Consider the following 19,923-nt stretch of genomic DNA (forward strand, 5'->3'; position numbering starts at 1 on the left):
GTACATAATGTTTGTACAGTAAAAACTGTACAAAGTTTTCCTCCCATATGCTCCGTCATTCTCCTTATTCTGCCTAATAAGGTTCCTTTACATTTGATATCGCTTTTTCTACAATAGAAAATGAGCTGAATTGAAGCTGAATTTTTTGGTTAAAAGATAGTCATAGGCAATTGTAGCCTGGTAAAGTTCCCATTTTCATACATTGGGTGAATGAAAGCCCTCTGGCATATATGATGTCCGGCCGAGTGCTTTCCCATGTAAGCAGGACTTTTAAAGTGTTGCAATTATTTCGCCAAAGACTGTGGAATGTTCAGAATGGAGGTTGCAAGCATGGGCTTGGACCATTTACAAGAGGAACAGCAGGCAACCGTGCTGAAGATTCGTAAGCGCGTCATTGAAGCCATTGGACGTAATATGGATCTTTACGGGGTTACGCTGTCTACGGGACACTTGTATGGATTGCTATTTTTTGCAGACAAACCAATGACCCTTGACGATATGGGACGGGAAATGGAAATGAGCAAAACGAGTATGAGTACAGGTGTACGAACACTGCTGGATTTGAAAATGGTAAATAAAGTGTGGAGCAAGGGCTCCAGAAAAGACCTATATGAAGTGGAATATGACTGGCATCAGACGTTTACGGATTATTTTGCGATTAAGTGGAGAAAAGCCGTGGAGAGTAACCTTCAGGTTCTACGCAAATCAATTGAAGAACTGAATCGATTAGTCGAAGATCTGGATAAAGAGGCGGATGCTGAACTTATCCACATCCTGATGGAAGACAAACACAAAGTTTTGCAAGCGGAAGCATATTACAAATGGTTGGATCGTTTGATTGATACCATGGAAGATGAAGAGATATACAAGCTGGTTCCGAAGGAAGAGATTAAGGAACATTCATAATTACATGCAAAGGGCCCTTTCCGTTATAGGAGAGGGCCCTTTGGCCTGTGCAATAACTTACTGAATTATAATGAAGGAACACGATGTAAAAGATAATCTTGCCCATCGTATCGACCTATGTTCACCGTCTAATGTCCGATCAGACCTGCCTGAGGAAAGACTACAGATTGCTGAGCAATCTGTTCCAGTTCGTTCAGAATCTGCAACCGGCCAGCCGGGGCCCAGCATAACCGTTGCCAGTTCGAGATATCGTGAACGTGACCATACAATACAGCAGGGGATCGATTCCACGATGCCGTTTGTTTCATGCGTCGGAACAGCTTTTCACTGGCAGACTGAAGCGAAGCACGATGGATCAACAGGTAATCCGTGTCCAGCACGGGAATACTATCCGCAACATACTCATTTCTGGAACTTTCGGGAGATACAAGCTGAGCAGGCTGGAGTCCCAATTCAGCATACAACAAGTGATTTAATGGATGCTCGCCAGTCCCTTGTAAGCGGATGAACTGACTCGTAATCTCCATCAGAGCAAACCGTTTTTGTCCGAAATAGGGTTGCAGGTTCAGGCTTGCTTCAAGCTTGCGAAACTCAAGTTCTTTGAAATTCAGCAACGCTTGTTTCTCACGTCCGACCAGTTCAGCGATGCGCATATGGTTCTCTTTCCAGTCATCAGTGGACTCCAAGATGATGGTGGGTGCAATACTTTTCAGGTGATCGTAATAGGGCTTGTGGTAAAAGTCACCGATGATCAAGTCTGGCTTCGCCTGCCGAAGTTGATCTAATTGTCTGGTTAATCGGCGTTCTTGTTCATATTCATCCGATTCTCGGTCAAACACACCTTCACCTTCCAGCACAGCTACCGGGTGCAGTCCAAGCGAAGCCAAGTTCTCATGGAATCCCATAATGGATGCTGTAGCTACGCGAAGTTGATCTCTTTTCATATATACGCTGGGAGCAATCCCCAAGGTTTGTTTGAATTTGCGGCTAAAATAATACTCATTGCCATACCCGACAGATACCGCGACGTCTTTGAGGACACAGGATTCCTCTGTCAGCTGTTTTTTGGCTTCGTCTATACGTAAACGATTCAAGTAATCGGTCGGTGACATGCCTTTGGCTTTCTTGAAACTGCGTGAATAAGAGCTGGGTGTGAGTCCAGCAATCTTGGCAAGCTGATCCATGCTGATTCCTTCACTCATGTAACGTCGCATATACATAATACTGCGTTCCAAGGCAGGGTCCACTTTCTCATGATTGGCTTCCAGCCTGTTCTCCGAGAGAAATTGCAGCAGCTCATGCAGCTGGCTATGTATGCTGATAAAGTGATCCGGTTGAAGACCGCGATAGGTTTCATACAGTTGTTCCAAACGTGATACAGCCTGCTGCTCATGACGAATCAGCAACCTGCCTGTCTGCCAATCCAGCGGGAAGGCGGGTGAAGAGGTCATTTTCCATTCACCGCGCACTTGCTGCAAACAAACCGTATCCATGCTTAGCAATATACATTCGGTCACATTCGAGCGTGCAGCGGCCTCAATGGTTGTTCCTGGCTTCAGTACAAACAAGCTGCCCGCTTGCGCCGTATAGGCTGTATCATTCAGGACCAGAACACCGTCTCCTTGCAAAATAAGACAGAGCATGGGCCGTGACACCGTCTTGCCTTGCACACGGAAATTCTCCCCACGACGCACACGGCACATAGAGGAGAGGAGCGGTAGAGATGAGGTTTCAGCAATGAAGGGAAACTGTTCAGTCATACGGACCATCCTTTTGTCTTATTTTCTTAATGATAACAATTATCATTCTCATATGGAAGATGTTTTTGAAAAATAGTTTTCGACAACCAAAAAAGGACTACCAAGAGCCTTATGGCTGCAAGGTAATCCTTTTTGTTATGGACAAGTCCGTTGAATGGGCTATACGCCTGAATCAACATTATATATTGATATGTTAGTACGGTGTCACCAATAGAATATTGTCGAGAAAAACGTCACTCATTACTTTTTTTCCTGTTCCACCCGTTTGCACGTGATACAAGCGATATTGATCTTTGGCATTGATGTAGAAGAGGCCCGCAACATCATCTCTGATATGGAATGCATCCCATTCGTCCCCGGTAAGTTTCGTTACCTTGAGAGCTGTATTGACCGAATAGAGACCGTTGTTGCCCGAGATGTAAGCAGCCGTAGGTGTGCCGTTGGTCAATTGATTCGCCACGTACGTTACATTGTTCAAATTCAGGTTGGCGGATTTGGTCACTTTGTTGCCCGAGACCGTTTTGGCATAAGCCTTTTTGTCTGCATCAATAAGGACAACCTTGTCTGTACCTAAAGCACTTACTTCCCGAACGCTTTTGTTATGAAGTTGAAGTGTTTTGGCTGAAGTTGTTAACGCAAACGCTTTGCCTTTGCCATAATTGTAATCTTTGTTGCTGTCGAGATCGATTCCTTTGTTATACACGTAAAGATTGTTTCCCCAACCACCGGAATATACAGCATTCACATCCAGTTTGGCTTTGGGATTAACAGCGGTCGCTTTACCAGTGTTGTAATTCACCTTATACATGACAACAGCATTGGTGGAATAGAAATCCTCGTACGGGTCTGTATTTACCATCAGTTGCAGTTCGTTTTTGGCTTGGTTCGTAAAATAACGTCCTTCCACTGCGCCTGCGGCAATCCGCTGCACAGCTCCAGAACCGTTGGACGTTTTGGACACGATCCACGTGTTTCCATTAACCAACGCATTATAGTAGGCACGCCCTTTGGTTACCAGGAGGAATGGGAAGTCGGTATCAGCCTTGTCAGCAATTTTGGTGACAGCTGAAGCATTACTATTGCCATTCGCGCGATAAATGGTACCTGTAGCATCCAGATAATAGATGAATCCGTTATCCGTATAATAGCTGAGTACATCTGTAGCAAATGTCTCTGCCGCATCGCTGGACCCGTCATTTGGAACCCGAAGCAATGTTGTGGAAGAAGCAGTCTGCGTGTAGTAGAGATAAGAGCCTGCCGCGTGCAAGTCCACCCCTTGGAAATCAATTAATACTTCTGTTGTATTGCTGCCATCAGCGGATACTTTGTACAGGACGCCATCTGACTCATAATACACTGTGGATTGGCTGAGTGAAGCTGCCTGGGCTGCGGTTCCACCTCCCAACGTCACTGCTGCAATGAGTGTAAATAACAGCAATGTACAGATGGTGCGCTGTAAGTATGTATACCCTGTTTTCATTCGTTCATCGTCCCCTTCGTTTTTCTATATGTATGTCGTTAATTCCTTATGTTATATCGGTAAACTATGGAAGATATGTTAGATCTCAAACATGAAAAAAAAGAAGAGGATGAAATTCAATTTCATAGTCATTCAAACCTGAAATCAAATTGCGCATGATGCTGCCAATCCCGTCCCAAAGCCTTCTCCGCCTGACTTGATCGTGATAACATTACACTCAACCAGAGCAGAGGAGTGAGCGATCATGTTCATGAATGTGGCGATCATCGGATTTGGGAATGCGGTGGTGAATTATCATTTGCCTTATCTGGACAAAAAGGAAAATATCAAGGTGAAGACGATATACCGTCGCGAGGAAGATCGGGTGGGCGATACAGAGCGTGAATTACTTTATCCCGAGATTGCTTTTTCAACCAATTTTGAAGAAATATTGCAGGATGATGAGATTGAGTTGATTGTTGTTGCTACCCATGTGGATAGCCATGTAGAATACGCCAAGCAGGCGTTGGAACATGGGAAACATGTGCTGGTCGAGAAACCTTTTGCCTCCACTTCTGCGGAAGCCAAAGCTGTCTTTGAACTAGCCAATCGTAAAAATCTCATCGCCATGGCAAATCAAAATCGCAGATTTGATGGTGATTTCCTGACATTAAAAAAAGTGATTGAGAGCGGCAAACTGGGGAATATTGTTGAAATCCAGTCCCACTATGATTATTTTCACCCACAGTATACGAGAAGTGGATTTGGATTGTTGCATGGCTTGGCCGTGCATACCATCGATCAGTTAATCTCCATCTATGGCGTAGCTGACCGAATTGATTATGATGTTCGGAGTTTGATCGCGCCGGGTGAATCCGATGATTACATCGATATTGATTTTCGATATGGAAGAATGAAGGCCACGATTAAGTGCAGTCTGCTTGTGAAGATCGAGCATCCAAAATTCATTGTCCACGGGGATCGAGGGAGCTTTGTTAAATATAGCAGTGGGCATCAAACGAAAAATGGAGATGGACGAACCCGGGTATCCATTCAAGCTGAACCGGAGGATAACTGGGGTACGATTAGTTATGTGGACGATGAGGGAACATCACATACGGAGAAAGTTCCTTCGGAAGCGACGGACTATGGCATTTTATATGATCAACTGCTTCATGCCATTCGACATAGCGGTGATAAACCGGTCAAGGATGAAGAGGTTTTATATGTATTGGATATTTTACATGACGGAATCGAAGCAGCGAAGAGAGCAAACCGACAAACAACCAACGACAGGAGCGAAACGATATGATGAATATAGCAACGATTGGTACAGGGTCCATTGTGGATGCCATTTTATCTGCGATCAATGAACTGGATGATGTTACGTGTACAGCGATGTACTCCCGGAAGAGAGAGACAGCACAGGAGCTTGCGGGTAAGTATGGGGTCGATACCATCTATACGGACCTGGAATCCCTACTTTCAGATACAAATGTAGATCTCGTATATATTGCTTCACCAAACAGCATGCACTACGAACAGGCCTATGAGGCACTTCAACATGGCAAACATGTCGTCTGCGAAAAACCGTTCACGTCCACGCTTCAGGAAGCAGAAACGCTGATTGCACTTGCAAAAGAAAAGAATCTGTTGCTGTTTGAAGCTATCTCCAACATTCATCTGCCCAATATTAAAGTCATACAGGAGCAGCTACCAAAGCTTGGTCCGATCAAACTCATCCAGTGTAACTACAGTCAATACTCGCGCAAATACAATGATCTGCTTGCAGGGGAAACGCCGAACGTATTTAATCCACAATTCTCTGGCGGAGCGCTGATGGATATCAATATTTATAATCTTCATCTGGTCATGAATCTGTTTGGGAGTCCAAATACCGTATCGTATACCGCGAATCAGCATGCAAACGGCATTGATACGTCAGGTGTAGTGGTTCTCCAATATCCGGAGTTTATTGCGGAATGTGTAGGTGCCAAAGACACAAACAGCATGAACTTTGTGCTCATTCAGGGCGAGAAAGGTTATCTTCAGGTTGTGGGAGGAGCAAACGGTTGCCGGGAGATCAAGCTTCAAATCGGGAATGAGCCTGCTGAGGGGTATAATGAGCAGACCAAATCCAATTGGCTGTACTATGAGTGGGAAGCGTTCAGGGACATCCATGCAAATGGGGATTACAAACGGTGTTACGAACTACTCGAACACAGCCAGTCTGTGATGAGTGTACTCATGAGTGCGCGCAAGAATGCCGGGATTGTATTTGCAGCGGACCAGCTTTAATCGTTAATACGTAGCGCTAATGCTCCCCATGTATAACATGTCGAAAATGTAGAGTACCGAGACCATCGAAGACATTTTGGATAGCCTTAATTGTTCATTGTATCCATAAGCCAGCAGCGTTTCATCACAATGTCTGGACAGGGTTGAATGGTTGTTGCCCGTGACCGCGATGACTTTCATCTGTTTGCTATTGAGCACTTTGGCGGCTTCAATCATGGATTGGTTCTCCCCTGTGTGTGAGATAACAAAAGACAGCGTCAGGCTTTTGGGATTCATCGTGTTCAAATAATGCATGTTGGGACTATTATGAGCAATGGCAGATATGCCGAGTTCATTCCACTTGGCACAAGCCTGTTGAGCCAGATAATAATTCATATCACTGCCATAGATATCAATGCGTACGGATTCTTTAACCCAGCTAGCGATTCGTAGCAAAACAGGAGCGTTTAACATCCGGCGGGTATCCTCCAGCGCCTGCTGGTACAGGTAAGGAACCGAGTCGATGGCAGCCAGCACATTGCCTTGTTCTGCAATTGCATGATCCTGCGTTTGCATCGCGGAAGGCATCTGTTGATATTCAAGAGCAAGCTTTAACTGAAAGTCTGGGTACCCCTTGGTACCCAGCTTTTTGCATAAGCGAACAATGGTGGATGAGCTTGTATAGGTCTGCTGTGCCAGTTCATGGGCTGTAGAATCAAATACAACTTCGGGATTGTTCAGGATATAGTCCACAATATGTTTCTCCTGTGCCGTTAATTGTGAAGCATATTTTAATTTTTGAAGTAGTTTGGATTCCATACAGTTGTTCCATTCCTCTCTAGAATCATCCCATAGCATATATCTCCACATCATAACCCGCGTATATTTATTTCTCAATCTGTATAGCGGAGCGACGGTGTGATCTGTTGAATTTCCTCGTTACACGCACATCATTCAGATCTGACTTTCCGCCAGTTGCTGACGACCATTCCACGCGGTGACCAGACGAAGAAGAACCAAACTTATGAGCAGGAGCACTGCTCCAATCATGAGTAACATCCAAGGACCAATGAGCAGCATGCCACTGGCTTGACCAGCGACTAAGGCGATGAGGGGAAGGACAATTAATCCGCCGAGCTGATAGGCTTCCTGGAACCCACGGACCTTGGCCGAGATCAGGACGTTCAATAAAATGACCATAAGACTGCAAGCGGGAACAACCCACACCACAAGTATTATCCAGTTCAGATTGGGAAACATCAACGTTCCAAACATGGGGTACATCAGAATATTGGCAATGATTCCGTAGATCAGGAAAGTAACCCAGGATAATAGAAGGGAAGGGATCAGGGCCGCTAGCACTTTGCCTTTAAAAAGAGTGTTCATACTGATCGGTGTGAACAACAATCCTTCCAGCGTCTTACGTTCCTTCTCACCAGCGAAACTATTGGCCGTCAGAATACTGGAGGCCATCACCGGAATGATGAGAAACAAGGGAGCGAACATATACATGGCCAAGTAATAGACAATACGATGATTATCTGTAGGCATGGAAGCAAGCTGAGGAATCTGTCCACCATGGGTTAACGCATCCAATGATTCGAGTAGAAAGCTGATGTTGCCCAGAGAACGAAGTTCCATTCTGGAGGCCGCCCACAGGAGGGCAGAGGGCATAATGATTCCGATAATCAGTGGGACGATCAACATGGGCAACCAGAGCTGAACGCTGGCTGTGACGGACCGGATATCTTTACGTACCAGTGCACGTATGGCTTGGCGGTTATTCATGGTGGTGTGCCTCCCTTATGGCAAAATAGATACTTTCCAGATCACTGCCCGTGATGCGGGCCTGATAGACTTGACCATGCTCCGTTAATTGCCTTAGGAGTAATGGAATGTCTTCACGCGATGTAAGCTGAAATACTGCTTGATGTGCGGAGATTATTTCAGGCGTGAAGTTGGTTGCCGTGTGCCATCCATTGGGCATGTCGGCTTCTACTTCGAGCGTCGGCGTGGACAGGTACCGGCTAACAATCTCCTGCTCTGTGCCTTCCTCCACGATGTGCCCCTTTTCCATGAAAATATAATGATCACAGACGGCTGACAGCTGGGACAGCACATGGGATGAGACCAGAATCGTCATCTTTTCTTCCTTATTTAACTGACGGATAATGCGCAGCACCATCTGAATTCCATCCGGATCAAGGCCATTGGTGGGCTCATCCAGAAACAGGATGGAAGGACGGTGCAAGAGTACTCGTGCAAGGCCCAAGCGCTTCTTCATGCCTGTGCTATAGGTGCCGACTTTTCGATGCTGATAATCCTGCAACTCGAACAGAGTTACAAGCTCGTCGATTCGTTTCTTGGCATGCTTCAGGCCAAAAACATCTGCGAAGAAAGTCAGATTGTCACGCCCGCTCATATTTTCATATAATCCACTTTGCTCGGTAAGGGTGCCACACATGGCCAGTACTTTCTCCGCCTCACGAGCGGCGTCCAATCCGTTAATGGTCACCTGTCCACCGGAAGCGCCCAAGACCCCATTCATGATACGGATCAGTGTGGTTTTGCCCGAACCGTTGGGTCCAATCAACCCGGTGACACTGCCTTGTTTAACTGTGAAACTGACATCATGCAGTGCTTGATGCTCCTTGAATTGCTTGGATATGTTGCGTACTTCGATCATGTATATTCACCGTCCGATCTGAGTTTGGAGATTATACGTGCGGTAGGCTGATATCGTTCAAATGGACGACAAAAAAGATATTTTCCTCCTTCAATAGTCCCGAATGTAGGATGCATATTTACCCTGAAGTCTGTCTGAAATCGGGTCTCAGGTTTGTTTTTTCTCTACCGTGTAACATGTATCCTTATTTTAGGGTAGAACATCCGTTTCATTGCCATTCATAATGTGGTAATGAAAGATAAGGCCATACGTCTCATGAATGCCTGTAATATTCATCTAACGCCGGTCTTGGTTATTCAGGGGCGGCTTGACGTGATGTTTAGGCGTGCCTGTCACGGGAACGTCTGTTTTTAACGATTACATAATGAATTCGTCTAACACATCCATATGATTACATCGTATGGGTACATATTGTGTTTGGACTTAGAGGAAGGTGAGTGAGTCATGACAGCATCCAATGAATATCGTTTTCAAGTGAACCTGAGCGGGATGATCCAGATTTTATCCAACCATCTATATAGCAGTCCGAAAGTGTTCTTGCGAGAACTGATGCAGAATGCGACGGATGCGATTACTGCACGAACGGAGGCCGAGCCAGGGTATCAGGGCAAAGTTCGTGTGGAACTGACAGGAACAGGTGAACAATTGACCATGATGGTGGAGGACAACGGCATCGGCTTGACTGAAGCTGATATCCATGAATTCCTGGCGATGATTGGACAATCCTCGAAGAGGGGGCAGCAAGCGCTGCTGGATGGAGAGACTTCGTTTATCGGGCGTTTCGGGATTGGGTTGTTATCCTGTTTCATGGTGAGTCACGAAATCGTCATGCTGACGCAATCCGCGAAGGGCGGCCCTTCGATGGAGTGGCGGGGCAAGCCGGATGGCACCTATACGATTCGACAGTTGGACACACAGCTGTCCCCGGGGACCAAAGTATATCTGCGTTGCATACCGGACGCGGCGCACTATTTTGAACCAGAGTATGTGAAAGAAGCTCTGTTCTATTACGGAGCGTTATTGCCGTATCCAGTCACGCTGGATCATGACGGCGCCCAATATGTAGTGAATAGCGAGACACCGATCTGGCTGATGGACCCTGCACTCGCACGTTCACGCAGATCAGAGGTATTGGCATTTGGTGAACGTCTGCTTGGCGAGCAGTTCCAGGACTTCATTCCGTTGACGACAGCTTCAGGCCGTACCGGGGGTATTGCTTTTGTACTGCCACACGCGGTTAATCTGAATGCCAAGCGTTCTCACCGGGTTTACCTGAAGAGAATGCTGATTTCGGAGAAGGCAGAGAACATTTTGCCTGAGTGGGCGTTTTTTGTGAAATGCCTGATCTGGACAGATGAGCTTCAACCGACGGCATCACGGGAACATTTTTATGAAAATGAAAAGCTGGAGGAAGTTCGCTCCGAACTTGGAGACGCACTTCGCCAGGGACTGGCCGACATGGCTGAGAGCCAGACGGAACGGCTGCAGAAGCTGATTCGCCTGCATGCTCTGTCCATGAAGGCACTGGCTGTGCAGGATCAGGCATTCTACGCCATGATTCATCGCTGGCTGCCATTTGAGAGCACAAGGGGCCACCGGGAGCTGGGTGAACTAATCGATGAAGGAGAGACGTTGTATTTCACGTCTTCTGTGGATGAGTACCGTCAGATCCATCATGTGGCATCCGCACAATCGATGCTGGTGATTAACGGTGGGTACATCTATGACAGCGAGTTGATGACGACATTGCCGATGGCTGTACACAATGTACAGACGGAGCGTCTACAACCGGACCAGGTCTCGATGAGTTTCACCGATGTACCTCCCGCTGAACGTAATCAATATTATGATGCATTGCGACTCGCAGATTCTGCCTTACAGCGCTTCCGTTGTCGGGCTGAGGTGAAAGGTTTCAAGCCAACGGATCTGCCGGTGTTGTTCACGCTGTCTCAAGAATCTTCAACACTTCGCGCACTTGAAAAAGCAAGCGAGGAGAGCACGGAATTGTTCTCGTCTGTTCTGGGTTCATTGTCTTCTGGCATGAGTTCAGCAGGGTACTCAACCTTGTATCTGAACGTGAGTAATCCGATCATTCAGCGGGTACTGACATCACCGGATGATCAGATGACGCCGATTGCCATCGAAATGTTATACGTCAATGCACTGATGATGGGGCATTATGCCATGAGCAAACAGGAGCTTGAAGTGTTAAATCAGGGCATTGTTCGTTTTATAGATTGGGGTTTGCGTGCAAATACAGATCGTAAGGGGGATGCGTGATGAAGACAGAGATGGATTTTGAAGAATTGATGGACGAGGCCTATGGCTTACCCAATGGTCCGGCGAAGCTTGGTATGCTGGAGGAAGCAGCGCGGGTGGCCGATGTCAGTGGTATGGTTATGGAAGCGTACGAAGCACGCTCAGAGATTGTGGATGTAGCCACCTTCTGTGGATATCCGATGAAAGCTTTGATTGCTTTTTCCTGGCAGCTGGGCAAGTTCGACCAACAGCCCGAAGAATATGATGAAGAAACATTAATGTGGTCGTACAAATGGATATTGGGCAAGATGCCCGACTTCCCGGAAATATCACGTGAGAAGATCATGGAGTTGTTGGAGGATTTCGGACGGCGTTTCAAGTCGTACGGTTACAGCGAACGCTCCTACTGGTATTATCGATTCCGGATCTTTATGGATTTTGGGGAGCTGGAGGAAGCGGGACGCAGTTATGATCGATTCAGAACGATGGATCGTGACTTTATGAGTGACTGCGAAGCCTGTGAGCAGGATGAGATTATGCGATATTTCCTGTTAAAAGGAGACGATGAGAAGGTGTTGGAGGCGGCACAGCCTATCCTGAAAGGGCGTATGAGCTGTGCGGAGATTCCGCATCTGACTTTGTCTGAAATTTTGATGCCGTTATATCGGTTGGGACGGACTGCCGAAGCAGATAAACATCAGACCAAGGGATATCGCCTGATCAAAGGCCAGAACGATTTTGTGCAGAGTTTTGCGGAACAGATGGATTATCTCACACGTACGAACCCTGCAAAAGGCATTGATGTGCTGGAGGAAACACTGGTGTTCGCTGCTGATCATGAAGATCCTTACGCCAAAATGTTGTTTTATGCCAGAGCAGCATCGTTGCTTCGCCGCTGGGCGGAAGAATCTCCAGAATACCGATTGCGTCTGCCATCATCCTTCCCGTATGAAGGCGATCCAGGCGACCTGCTCAAGCTGGCCGATTACTTTGCGGAGCATGCTCAGACCGCTGCAGCCAAGTTTGATCAGCGTAACGGGAACCACCATGTATCTTCGTTGATCGAATAGAGACGGATATAACTCAATAACAGATCGCTATAATAAGTTATGAAAAGTAACGAAACAGGCTTGTTCGAGAAGGATCTTACCCTTCTGAACAAGCCTGTTTTTTCTTGCCTCATAAGCATGATAAATCTAATTTTATTTTTATTGTGCTGATGCTGCAGAAGGGACCGGCGCTGGTACAGGAACCGGCGCAGTTTCAGATGTCTCCTCTGCAGGCTCGGCTCCTTCAGCAGGTTCAGCTTGCGGCTGCTGAGCAGCCATCAGTTCAGCGACGATTTGATCTGTTGGTTGGGTAAGCAGCGCATACATAATCGCAGCCTCTTCCTGACGAATCAGAGGTTTGCGGGAAAGTAAATCAATGGATCCATCTTCCAGCACTTTTACCTCAGGTCCATGGATACCAAGCTTCGCCATCATCTGAACGGCTGGTACAGCCCATGGGTCCGTGTGTCCCGCAAGTTTGACATCCGTGAACAGTTCACTAGGATATTGCAGTTGGAGAGATCTCCAGATCATTACCATCGCTTCCTGTCTGGTGATAACTTGATCTGGTTTAAACTGTTGTTGATCCGTACCTGTAATCATGCCAGATTCAAATCCAAGCTGAATATATCCAGCTGCGGTATGATCGGCCCAATCGGTGCCCGTAGGTGGTGTGGTTTTGCTGGCTTTCAATCCGCTCAATTTAAGGACATTCTCAATAAATTCAGCTCGTGTTACTGCCGTTTTCGGTTGAAAAGATTCGCTTACATCATTCACATAATGTCCGAGTGATTGTAATCCATAGATAGCCTCAGCATAAGGACTGTTCTCACGAACATCCCGGAAGCCCATAGGATTTTGTCCTTTTTTCTCATAACCCATAGGGTTGAGGTAAGGTTCTTTCATATAGATGGTTCCATCAGCATTTTTCTTGAATGCTGTGAATTGACCGGTCAATTCATCTTTGAAGAGATTATCTTCCACTTGAATCAGGTTGCGTTGACCCAGAAAAACGTCCGAAATGCTCAGTTGTCCAGGCTCTGTACCAGCATTTTTCAGGGAGCTGACGATCGTGCTAATTCGTAGATCCGCGTACAATCCGGTGAAGCGTTGCAGCTCAGCTGCTGATTGCGGCATGTATTCCTTGAGCTGTCCAGGCTCTGCATATTGCGGGAAGAAATTCTGAATGAATGCAGGGTAGAACAGATTACGAAGTGCTCCATTTTGATTATACGTCAGGAAAACGCCTGTATTTTGCTCGGGAATAAGGAAGAGATAAGAGCTGAATCCGATCAGGTCGCCTGCTTTCGTAATAACTTTTGGACTACTTCCTGCACCGGGAATCTGAAATGCTGCTTCGAATCCATAGGTGGCGTCCGGCAACAATGGGTGAATGGAAGAACGGTATTGTTCCATGCTTTTCACCGTGGATTCCTTGAGAATCCGCTCGTTGTCCTTCACGCCATCATTCAGGAACGCAATCATGAACTTCCCGATGTCCTCAGCGGTAGACAACATGCCACCTTGAGGCATTGGTGTTGGAGAGATGGTGTACAGATCAAGCGGATTGTGTGCCGCATCATAGCCTGTAGCTAGCTGCTTTTGGAACTTTTTGTCCAGCATGAAACTGCTGTTACCCATTCCTAGCGGTTTGAAGATATGTTGTTGCATGTAGGATTCAAAGGGCTCGCCGCTTACATTTTCAACAATCATGCCAAGTAGCAAAAACGAGAAATTATCGTACATGTAGGCGCTACCAGGCTCCCGAACGACAGGAGGCATATGTTGCTGTGCGTATTCCTCCATCGCTATGTACTTGTCAAAATCAGTATGGATGTCTTCCTGCTGCGGATCACGGATCTCGAATCCGGTCGTATGGGTGAGCAGGTTCTCCACAGTTACAGGTTTGTCAAAAGGATTATCGAATTCGAGCCCTTTCACATAGGTCTGAAAATCAGCTTGCAGATCAACCTTGCCTTGCTCGACCAGCTGCATAACAGCTGCTGACGTGAACGTTTTGGAGACAGAGGCTACACGGAAGGCCGTATTTTTCGGATCGATCGCTGTTTTACTCTCCACATCGGAGAAGCCATATCCTTTTTCCGCCAGTACTTTGCCATCTTTCACAATAACCACGGAGGCTCCCACATAATGGGGCTTTGCCTCAGGGGAATCGAAGAATGAATCCAGAAATGCTGTAGCCGATTCAGTTGTCAGCGCTTTCGTCTTTCCTTGTTCAGCAACTACTGGAGTCGCGGTCTCCGCCTGAACTGCGGGTACCCACAGACTGAGAGACAGAACCACAGCCATAAAAGCGCCTGTTAGGGAGGTGAACCTGAAACGGGTCTTTCGTTTGGATAAATGCATGCAAACACTCCTTTATGAAAATATTTACAAAATAGTTACCTACCCATGTATTACTGATTACTCGCCCGATAGGTTTCACGATAATAGATTCCGATGTTGGCAATCCAGATTACAGAGAGCACTACAATCGGGAATGGAGCAAAGGTAAAGAGTATCGAATATAGAACCATAGAGACCATTCCAACACCAAGAAGTACATTCATCATCTGAAAAGAACGATAGGCTGCGCGATACACGATCCATTTCTCACCTTCATCTAATTTCTCGAAGTGATCTTTTTTCATATTGCGCGAGTTCAAATCCAGCGCACGATCAGGGAAATAAAGGTTGTATCGCTTCACAGTCAGAGTTTGCACGACCACAACGATGATAATAGAGATGCACGAAGCAACAAGATTCAAGAGGTTAAACAGTTCTGGAGAATTCGGCATGGTTCGGTTGGATGCATACAAGGACAAGGCAAGTGCTGCCCAGGTAAACGTAAGAATAACACTGAATCCGCTGAGGATCATCGCTTTTCCGAGGGAGCGCTCTGCGGGAGAGATGAGTGAATCGGAATCTCCATAAGCATCATCTTCCATGGGAGGGACAGATGGCGTGCGGGAGAGACTGAAGATGTTCCACACCGTCATAACTACCACAAGAGCCGCCAGTATTGCGAATAAAAGATCATAGTCATAATACACGGACAGCGTCCAGTTCAAGTCAGAAGGGACTTTACTGACTCCGCTAGCTCCGAGAAAACCAACTACAGCGCCACCTGCTGCATACAAGGGAAGACGCAACCGCTTTTTAATGGACGAGGATGATGAATTTTTCATTTTAATCTCCACCTTTCAGTTCAAAGATTTTTTCGACAGGTTCACCAAATACATGTGCTATTTTTAGTGCCAGAACGACCGACGGAGAGTAATCTCCACGCTCAATCAGGGCAATGGTTTGACGGGATGCACCAATGAGTTTGGCCAGTTCTGCTTGGGATAGCCGGTCTCTGGCTCGTAACTCCCGAACGTGATTGTGTAATTCTTCCACTTGCTCACCTCCATGAACCTAATGTACATGATATTTGACTAAATGTAAACTATAATATACAAAATGTTAAATATAATTTACTTCTAAATGTTGATAATGGACATGAAAAAGAGAGCCTGCTGGGCTCCCTTGGATGATTATTTTGTTTTCGGAAAAGTGAAATCAAGATGCATCTGCACACGGCAGATGTTGATTCTGTTCCTCTGCCTTCCGAAGTAACATTCGGAAAAAGACGAGCGCTCCAAGCCCCATCAGGACATACAGACCAGCCATTGCATAGGAGGGCAGAAAGGCTCCAATGGTTAACCCGAGACTGCCTAGGAGAGCAGCAGCGTTGTAACTCAACCCGTCAGCAGCCATATAGGCAGCACGGTCCGAGTCTGGAATCATGCCCGCGAGCAGGACCTGACGAACAGGGGCGTACATCAATTCTCCAATGGTTAGCAATATAGCGGATGAGATGAGTAACCAGGCCCAGTTGCTGAAAGCAAGTACGGTGAAACCTGCGGTATAGAGGAGCATACCGACAGTCATGATAGATCTGGACTGGAAGCGACCTATCCATCTGGAGAATGGAATGGCAACCAAGGCGACCAGTACGGTGTTAATAACCATGATCAGGCTGAACATATGCAGACCTGAGATATCTGAGCCGAACAGTTGAGCGGTGAATTCATTTTTTAGACGAACAGCGATGTATTTATCCAACTGAAATTCCAGGGAGACTGCAAGTACAGTAGCCGTGAAAAATATCATGAAACGTTTGTCCTGAAAGACCGACCAGTACGTTTTCAGTATGTTCCTCTGGATGGGAGCATCGCTATAAGCTAATGCACGTTTATCCATTGTTTCACGAATCATAAAGATCAAAATAAACAGGGTAGCTAGGCTTTCAAGGCATACCAGACTGAACAATAGGAAACGAAATGATTCGAAAAATAGTCCGCCCATCAGTGCGCCAAAGGTTACAGCAACGTTTGTTGTCCAATATTGCAATCCATATACATAATGACGTTCATGTTCACTGCTCACGTCGACAATCATGGCATTAGCAATCGGCACGGTGATCCCTGAACTGAGACTACTGAGCAGAAACATGAGACAAGTGACAATGATCGAATCCATCCACGGCGAATTGGCGATGGCCAAGCCCAGTAGAGCCATGACCTGGAGACTTTGTGCGATCACCATCAATTTCTTCCGTCCAATCCGGTCAGACCAATATCCTGCCCACATTCCCACAATCATGGACGCCACAATATTGACAGTCAGCAATAACCCTGCCAAACCTGCGCCAATCTGAATACTCAGATAGATCGCCATGAATGGAATGATGGACTTTTGGGTCAGATCCGTGAAAAAATCAGTAATGATACGTATCCTGATGTTAGGGTGCAGATCGGCGTATTTCATAAATCGTTTTTCTTCCTTCCCACTGGTCATGTTGATGTTACTGAGTATAATGGAGGAAAACCTGAAGAAAAACTGTAGAAGTATCCGGATGGATTTCGTATTTTAGCAGAAGGGAGGACATATATGGACGTATCAGAACATTACATTCAACTGCGATTAAACTTTCCACATGTGCATGATGAACAAGAAGTATATACAACGGTAGGTGAACTTGCCGATCTTTTATGTTGTACCATGCGCAACATGAACCTCATTATGAACAAATTCAAGGAGAACGGGTGGGTCAGGTGGAACCCGCAGCGTGGCAGGGGCAAAAAATCGATGCTGGTATTTTACATCCCGTTGCTTGAAGTGGCGCGTGAACGGTTCGATTATCTATTGAGTGGCAACAGGATGGAGGACGCCTATGAACTGGCCGCCGCTTTGCCAATTACGATGCGAGAACATCTGATGCAGCAAATGCAGACTCAATTCGGTCTGCGTTCGAATGAAGGGGACAGAGGGCGAGTGGATACTTTGCGAATTCCGCAGAATACACCTTTTAAGACTCTCGACCCAACGCAGACGGGGATGTGGGGAGAAGTTTTCATCATTGCAGAGGTCTTTGATCGTCTGGTTCGTTATCATGCTGAACGCCAAGTATGTGAGCCGAGTCTGGCTATAGCATGGGAGAGTCATGAGGACGGAAGGGAATGGACCTTTTATCTGCACAAAGGCATACCTTTTCATCATGGAAGGATACTGGATGCAGAGGACGTGAAGTTTACCTTTGATCGCATTATCTCTGACAAGAGTAACCCGTGCAGGCCTCTGTTTAGTTCCATTGGGAGCATAGAAGCGTATGACCAGTTGACTGTACGTTTTGTGTTGAATAAGCCCAACTTCATGTTCCCGGATCTAATGAGTAGTATGTCTGCATCTATCCTGCCTAGAGATGTGGAGATGAACCCGCTCCATCCGATTGGAACAGGACCTTATCAATTGACTCGTCATGATTCGAAGCTGCTCGTGCTTGAGGTGTTCCCTACCTATTTCAGAGGGCGGGCTTATGTGGATCGCGTTGAAGTGTGGCAGCTCCCCCACTCGGGAAAAGCGGAGTCCATCATCAAGCATGATTTATTTCCGGATGCACAACCTCGTGCTGTACAGCATGAGATGCAGGGCGGAGTGTATATGACGTTTAATATGCAGAAGGAAGGGCCACAGCATGATGTGAATTTTCGCCGGGCTGTTCAACAGCTATTGAATGCGCAGGAGTTGTCGGAAGCACTCGGAAGCCCGAACACGCAGGCTGCTTATAGTCTGATTCGAGGACGAGTACAGAAGCAACATCTTACGGAGGGTGCGGATCAAGGGGAGCTATGGAAACAGCAATCGGAACAATCGGATGGTTCGGTCACACCTGAAACAGTACTTTCTGTCGAGACCTCACTGGCGCGGGCCTCAGTATTATTGCGTCGTAGCTCTTACCAAGGGCAAAGTTTAAGTCTGGGGGTGGAAGAAGGAGAGAAGATGGAGGCAGATATGGTCTGGTTTGCAGAGAGATGTAAACAGATTGGCCTACATATTAACATTATCCCGGGAGATCCGGTTCATGCAGTCTATCAAGATGGATTCAGGGATTGTGATCTGATCTATACGGGAGAAGTGTTCGATGATCATATCGTGCTGAGTCTGGTGACGATGTATACCTTCCAGAACACGTTATTCCTGATTGCGATGAATGATTACTGGAGACATGAACTGGAACAGGAATGTGGACGAGTGGTCATGATCCAGGAACCTGCGGAGCGGTTGAGTAGATTGATTCGGCTAGAAGATCGACTGATTCAGGAGGCGTTGCTTCTGCCCACATACAGCTTCAAGGAAGAACACGCCCATCATGATTCGTTGCGAGATTATCGTCTTGCGGGGTATGGTCTGCCTGATCTGCGCAGATTGTGGGTGAAGAGAAGCCCTGGTGCCGAGGAAGAGGATACGAGTTACCCAGTGTATATTCCGTTGTGGTAGGTAGGTTTGGCTACCACAACGGAAATGAAGCAAGTGTTCTCTATATAAATTGAATTAAACATTTATACAAAACGGAGAGGACAGAAATAACCTGAAGAAGCAGAGCGTTCGCCTTTATCCCCGGATTTTCCCTTTATGAAAAGAAATTAAAGAAATCTGGGGATAACAGCGATCAGAAGGTTGTTCTGTCATCGGAGTGACCAGTGTAAACATTCATTAGTTTAATTTATATAGGTTCTGATTATTTACGAAACCCTAATGAATTCAATAGGCTTTGTACCCGGTTCAAGCAACAAAGGAATGGAGATGGATTGTGCAACTTCTGATGATTCATTCAGGGTGAACGTATATGTGATCTTCAGACCGAATAACACAAATTCGACGGAGAACGTATCTTTTCCGGTGTATACCATGGGCATTTCAATGGCGTTAAAGGTTGCCTGCAACCCGTCCGTTGTCTCCTGAATAGACATCTCGCCATAACCAGGATGCGTGTAAATACCCGCATAAGCGGTGTAAGGACGATCACAAGGTGTAATGTGAGGTTCTTCAATTTTTTCCTCAACGGCAGTGTCTGGTTGAATAGGTACTTCCAAAGGATTCTCCGGATTAGCCTCCGTGTCTGCTGATTCTTTCCCCATTAATTTTCTTAATTTGGAACTCCAATTGACAGGCTCCAATCCAAGCAGTTGGTCCATGATATGA

General features: G+C 46.4%; 16 protein-coding genes. 6 read left to right on the plus strand and 10 right to left on the minus strand.

Going from position 1 to position 19,923, the window contains the following annotated elements:
- Positions 1-330 precede the first annotated feature (330 nt).
- Positions 331-906, plus strand: a complete 576-nt coding sequence (locus tag QNO02_RS06695; protein ID WP_133386754.1) for a GbsR/MarR family transcriptional regulator — start codon at positions 331-333, stop codon at positions 904-906.
- 128 nt (positions 907-1,034) lie between these two features.
- Here QNO02_RS06695 and QNO02_RS06700 read toward each other — a convergent pair whose 3' ends face one another.
- Both QNO02_RS06700 and QNO02_RS06705 read right to left on the minus strand, forming a co-directional pair.
- A complete protein-coding gene (locus QNO02_RS06700; protein WP_289391509.1) occupies positions 1,035-2,666 on the minus strand; it encodes a helix-turn-helix domain-containing protein in 1,632 nt (543 codons plus the stop codon).
- A 193-nt stretch (positions 2,667-2,859) separates the two neighbouring features.
- Positions 2,860-4,146 carry a DUF5050 domain-containing protein gene (locus QNO02_RS06705; protein ID WP_133386756.1) on the minus strand — a complete coding sequence of 429 codons (1,287 nt, stop codon included), beginning with the start codon at positions 4,144-4,146 and terminating at the stop codon, positions 2,860-2,862.
- Between the two features lie 244 nt (positions 4,147-4,390).
- Here QNO02_RS06705 and QNO02_RS06710 point away from each other — a divergent pair, with 244 nt between their 5' ends.
- A complete protein-coding gene (locus QNO02_RS06710; protein ID WP_289391510.1) occupies positions 4,391-5,437 on the plus strand; it encodes a Gfo/Idh/MocA family oxidoreductase in 1,047 nt (348 codons plus the stop codon).
- Positions 5,437-6,423, plus strand: a complete 987-nt coding sequence (locus QNO02_RS06715; protein WP_289392699.1) for a Gfo/Idh/MocA family protein — start codon at positions 5,437-5,439, stop codon at positions 6,421-6,423. Before QNO02_RS06710 ends, QNO02_RS06715 begins: the two co-directional genes overlap by 1 nt.
- A 3-nt stretch (positions 6,424-6,426) precedes the next feature.
- On the opposite strand, the gene QNO02_RS06720 is transcribed toward QNO02_RS06715, so the two are convergent.
- The 3 genes from QNO02_RS06720 to QNO02_RS06730 all read right to left on the minus strand — a co-directional run bounded on the left by QNO02_RS06720 (position 6,427) and on the right by QNO02_RS06730 (position 9,088).
- Positions 6,427-7,221 carry a MurR/RpiR family transcriptional regulator gene (locus QNO02_RS06720; protein WP_289391511.1) on the minus strand — a complete coding sequence of 265 codons (795 nt, stop codon included), beginning with the start codon at positions 7,219-7,221 and terminating at the stop codon, positions 6,427-6,429.
- Positions 7,222-7,356: 135 nt separating this feature from the next.
- Positions 7,357-8,190, minus strand: a complete 834-nt coding sequence (locus QNO02_RS06725) for an ABC transporter permease subunit (RefSeq protein WP_289391512.1) — start codon at positions 8,188-8,190, stop codon at positions 7,357-7,359.
- Entirely contained in the window at positions 8,183-9,088 is a 906-nt protein-coding gene (locus QNO02_RS06730) for an ABC transporter ATP-binding protein (RefSeq protein WP_289391513.1), read from the minus strand. The genes QNO02_RS06725 and QNO02_RS06730 overlap by 8 nt, the downstream gene beginning before the upstream one ends.
- Positions 9,089-9,532: 444 nt before the next feature.
- Here QNO02_RS06730 and QNO02_RS06735 point away from each other — a divergent pair, with 444 nt between their 5' ends.
- Together QNO02_RS06735 and QNO02_RS06740 are read left to right on the plus strand one after the other, a co-directional pair.
- Positions 9,533-11,368: an HSP90 family protein gene (locus QNO02_RS06735; RefSeq protein ID WP_289391514.1), complete on the plus strand. Its 1,836-nt coding sequence runs from the start codon at positions 9,533-9,535 to the stop codon at positions 11,366-11,368.
- Complete coding sequence (locus QNO02_RS06740; RefSeq protein WP_289391515.1) at positions 11,368-12,417, plus strand: hypothetical protein; 1,050 nt, start codon at positions 11,368-11,370, stop codon at positions 12,415-12,417. The genes QNO02_RS06735 and QNO02_RS06740 overlap by 1 nt, the downstream gene beginning before the upstream one ends.
- Before the next feature lie 138 nt (positions 12,418-12,555).
- Here QNO02_RS06740 and QNO02_RS06745 read toward each other — a convergent pair whose 3' ends face one another.
- From QNO02_RS06745 to QNO02_RS06760, 4 genes are all read right to left on the minus strand, one after another.
- Positions 12,556-14,763, minus strand: a complete 2,208-nt coding sequence (locus tag QNO02_RS06745) for a serine hydrolase domain-containing protein (RefSeq protein ID WP_289391516.1) — start codon at positions 14,761-14,763, stop codon at positions 12,556-12,558.
- Positions 14,764-14,813: 50 nt separating this feature from the next.
- Positions 14,814-15,584, minus strand: coding sequence for a DUF3169 family protein (locus tag QNO02_RS06750; protein WP_249911511.1), 771 nt, complete (start codon positions 15,582-15,584; stop codon positions 14,814-14,816).
- 1 nt (position 15,585) lies between these two features.
- Positions 15,586-15,795: a helix-turn-helix transcriptional regulator gene (locus QNO02_RS06755; protein ID WP_289391517.1), complete on the minus strand. Its 210-nt coding sequence runs from the start codon at positions 15,793-15,795 to the stop codon at positions 15,586-15,588.
- Between the two features lie 162 nt (positions 15,796-15,957).
- Positions 15,958-17,208, minus strand: coding sequence for an MFS transporter (locus QNO02_RS06760; RefSeq protein ID WP_289391518.1), 1,251 nt, complete (start codon positions 17,206-17,208; stop codon positions 15,958-15,960).
- A gap of 123 nt (positions 17,209-17,331) precedes the next feature.
- On the opposite strand from QNO02_RS06760, the gene QNO02_RS06765 reads away from it, so the two are divergent.
- Complete coding sequence (locus QNO02_RS06765) at positions 17,332-19,218, plus strand: ABC transporter substrate-binding protein (protein WP_289391519.1); 1,887 nt, start codon at positions 17,332-17,334, stop codon at positions 19,216-19,218.
- 245 nt (positions 19,219-19,463) lie between these two features.
- Here the strand turns inward: QNO02_RS06765 and QNO02_RS30270 are convergent, their stop codons facing one another.
- Positions 19,464-19,916, minus strand: coding sequence for a DUF3471 domain-containing protein (locus tag QNO02_RS30270; protein ID WP_353959115.1), 453 nt, complete (start codon positions 19,914-19,916; stop codon positions 19,464-19,466).
- Between the last annotated feature and the right edge of the window lie 7 nt (positions 19,917-19,923).

This window comes from Paenibacillus sp. PK1-4R (assembly GCF_030369595.1).
GTDB lineage: Bacteria > Bacillota > Bacilli > Paenibacillales > Paenibacillaceae > Paenibacillus.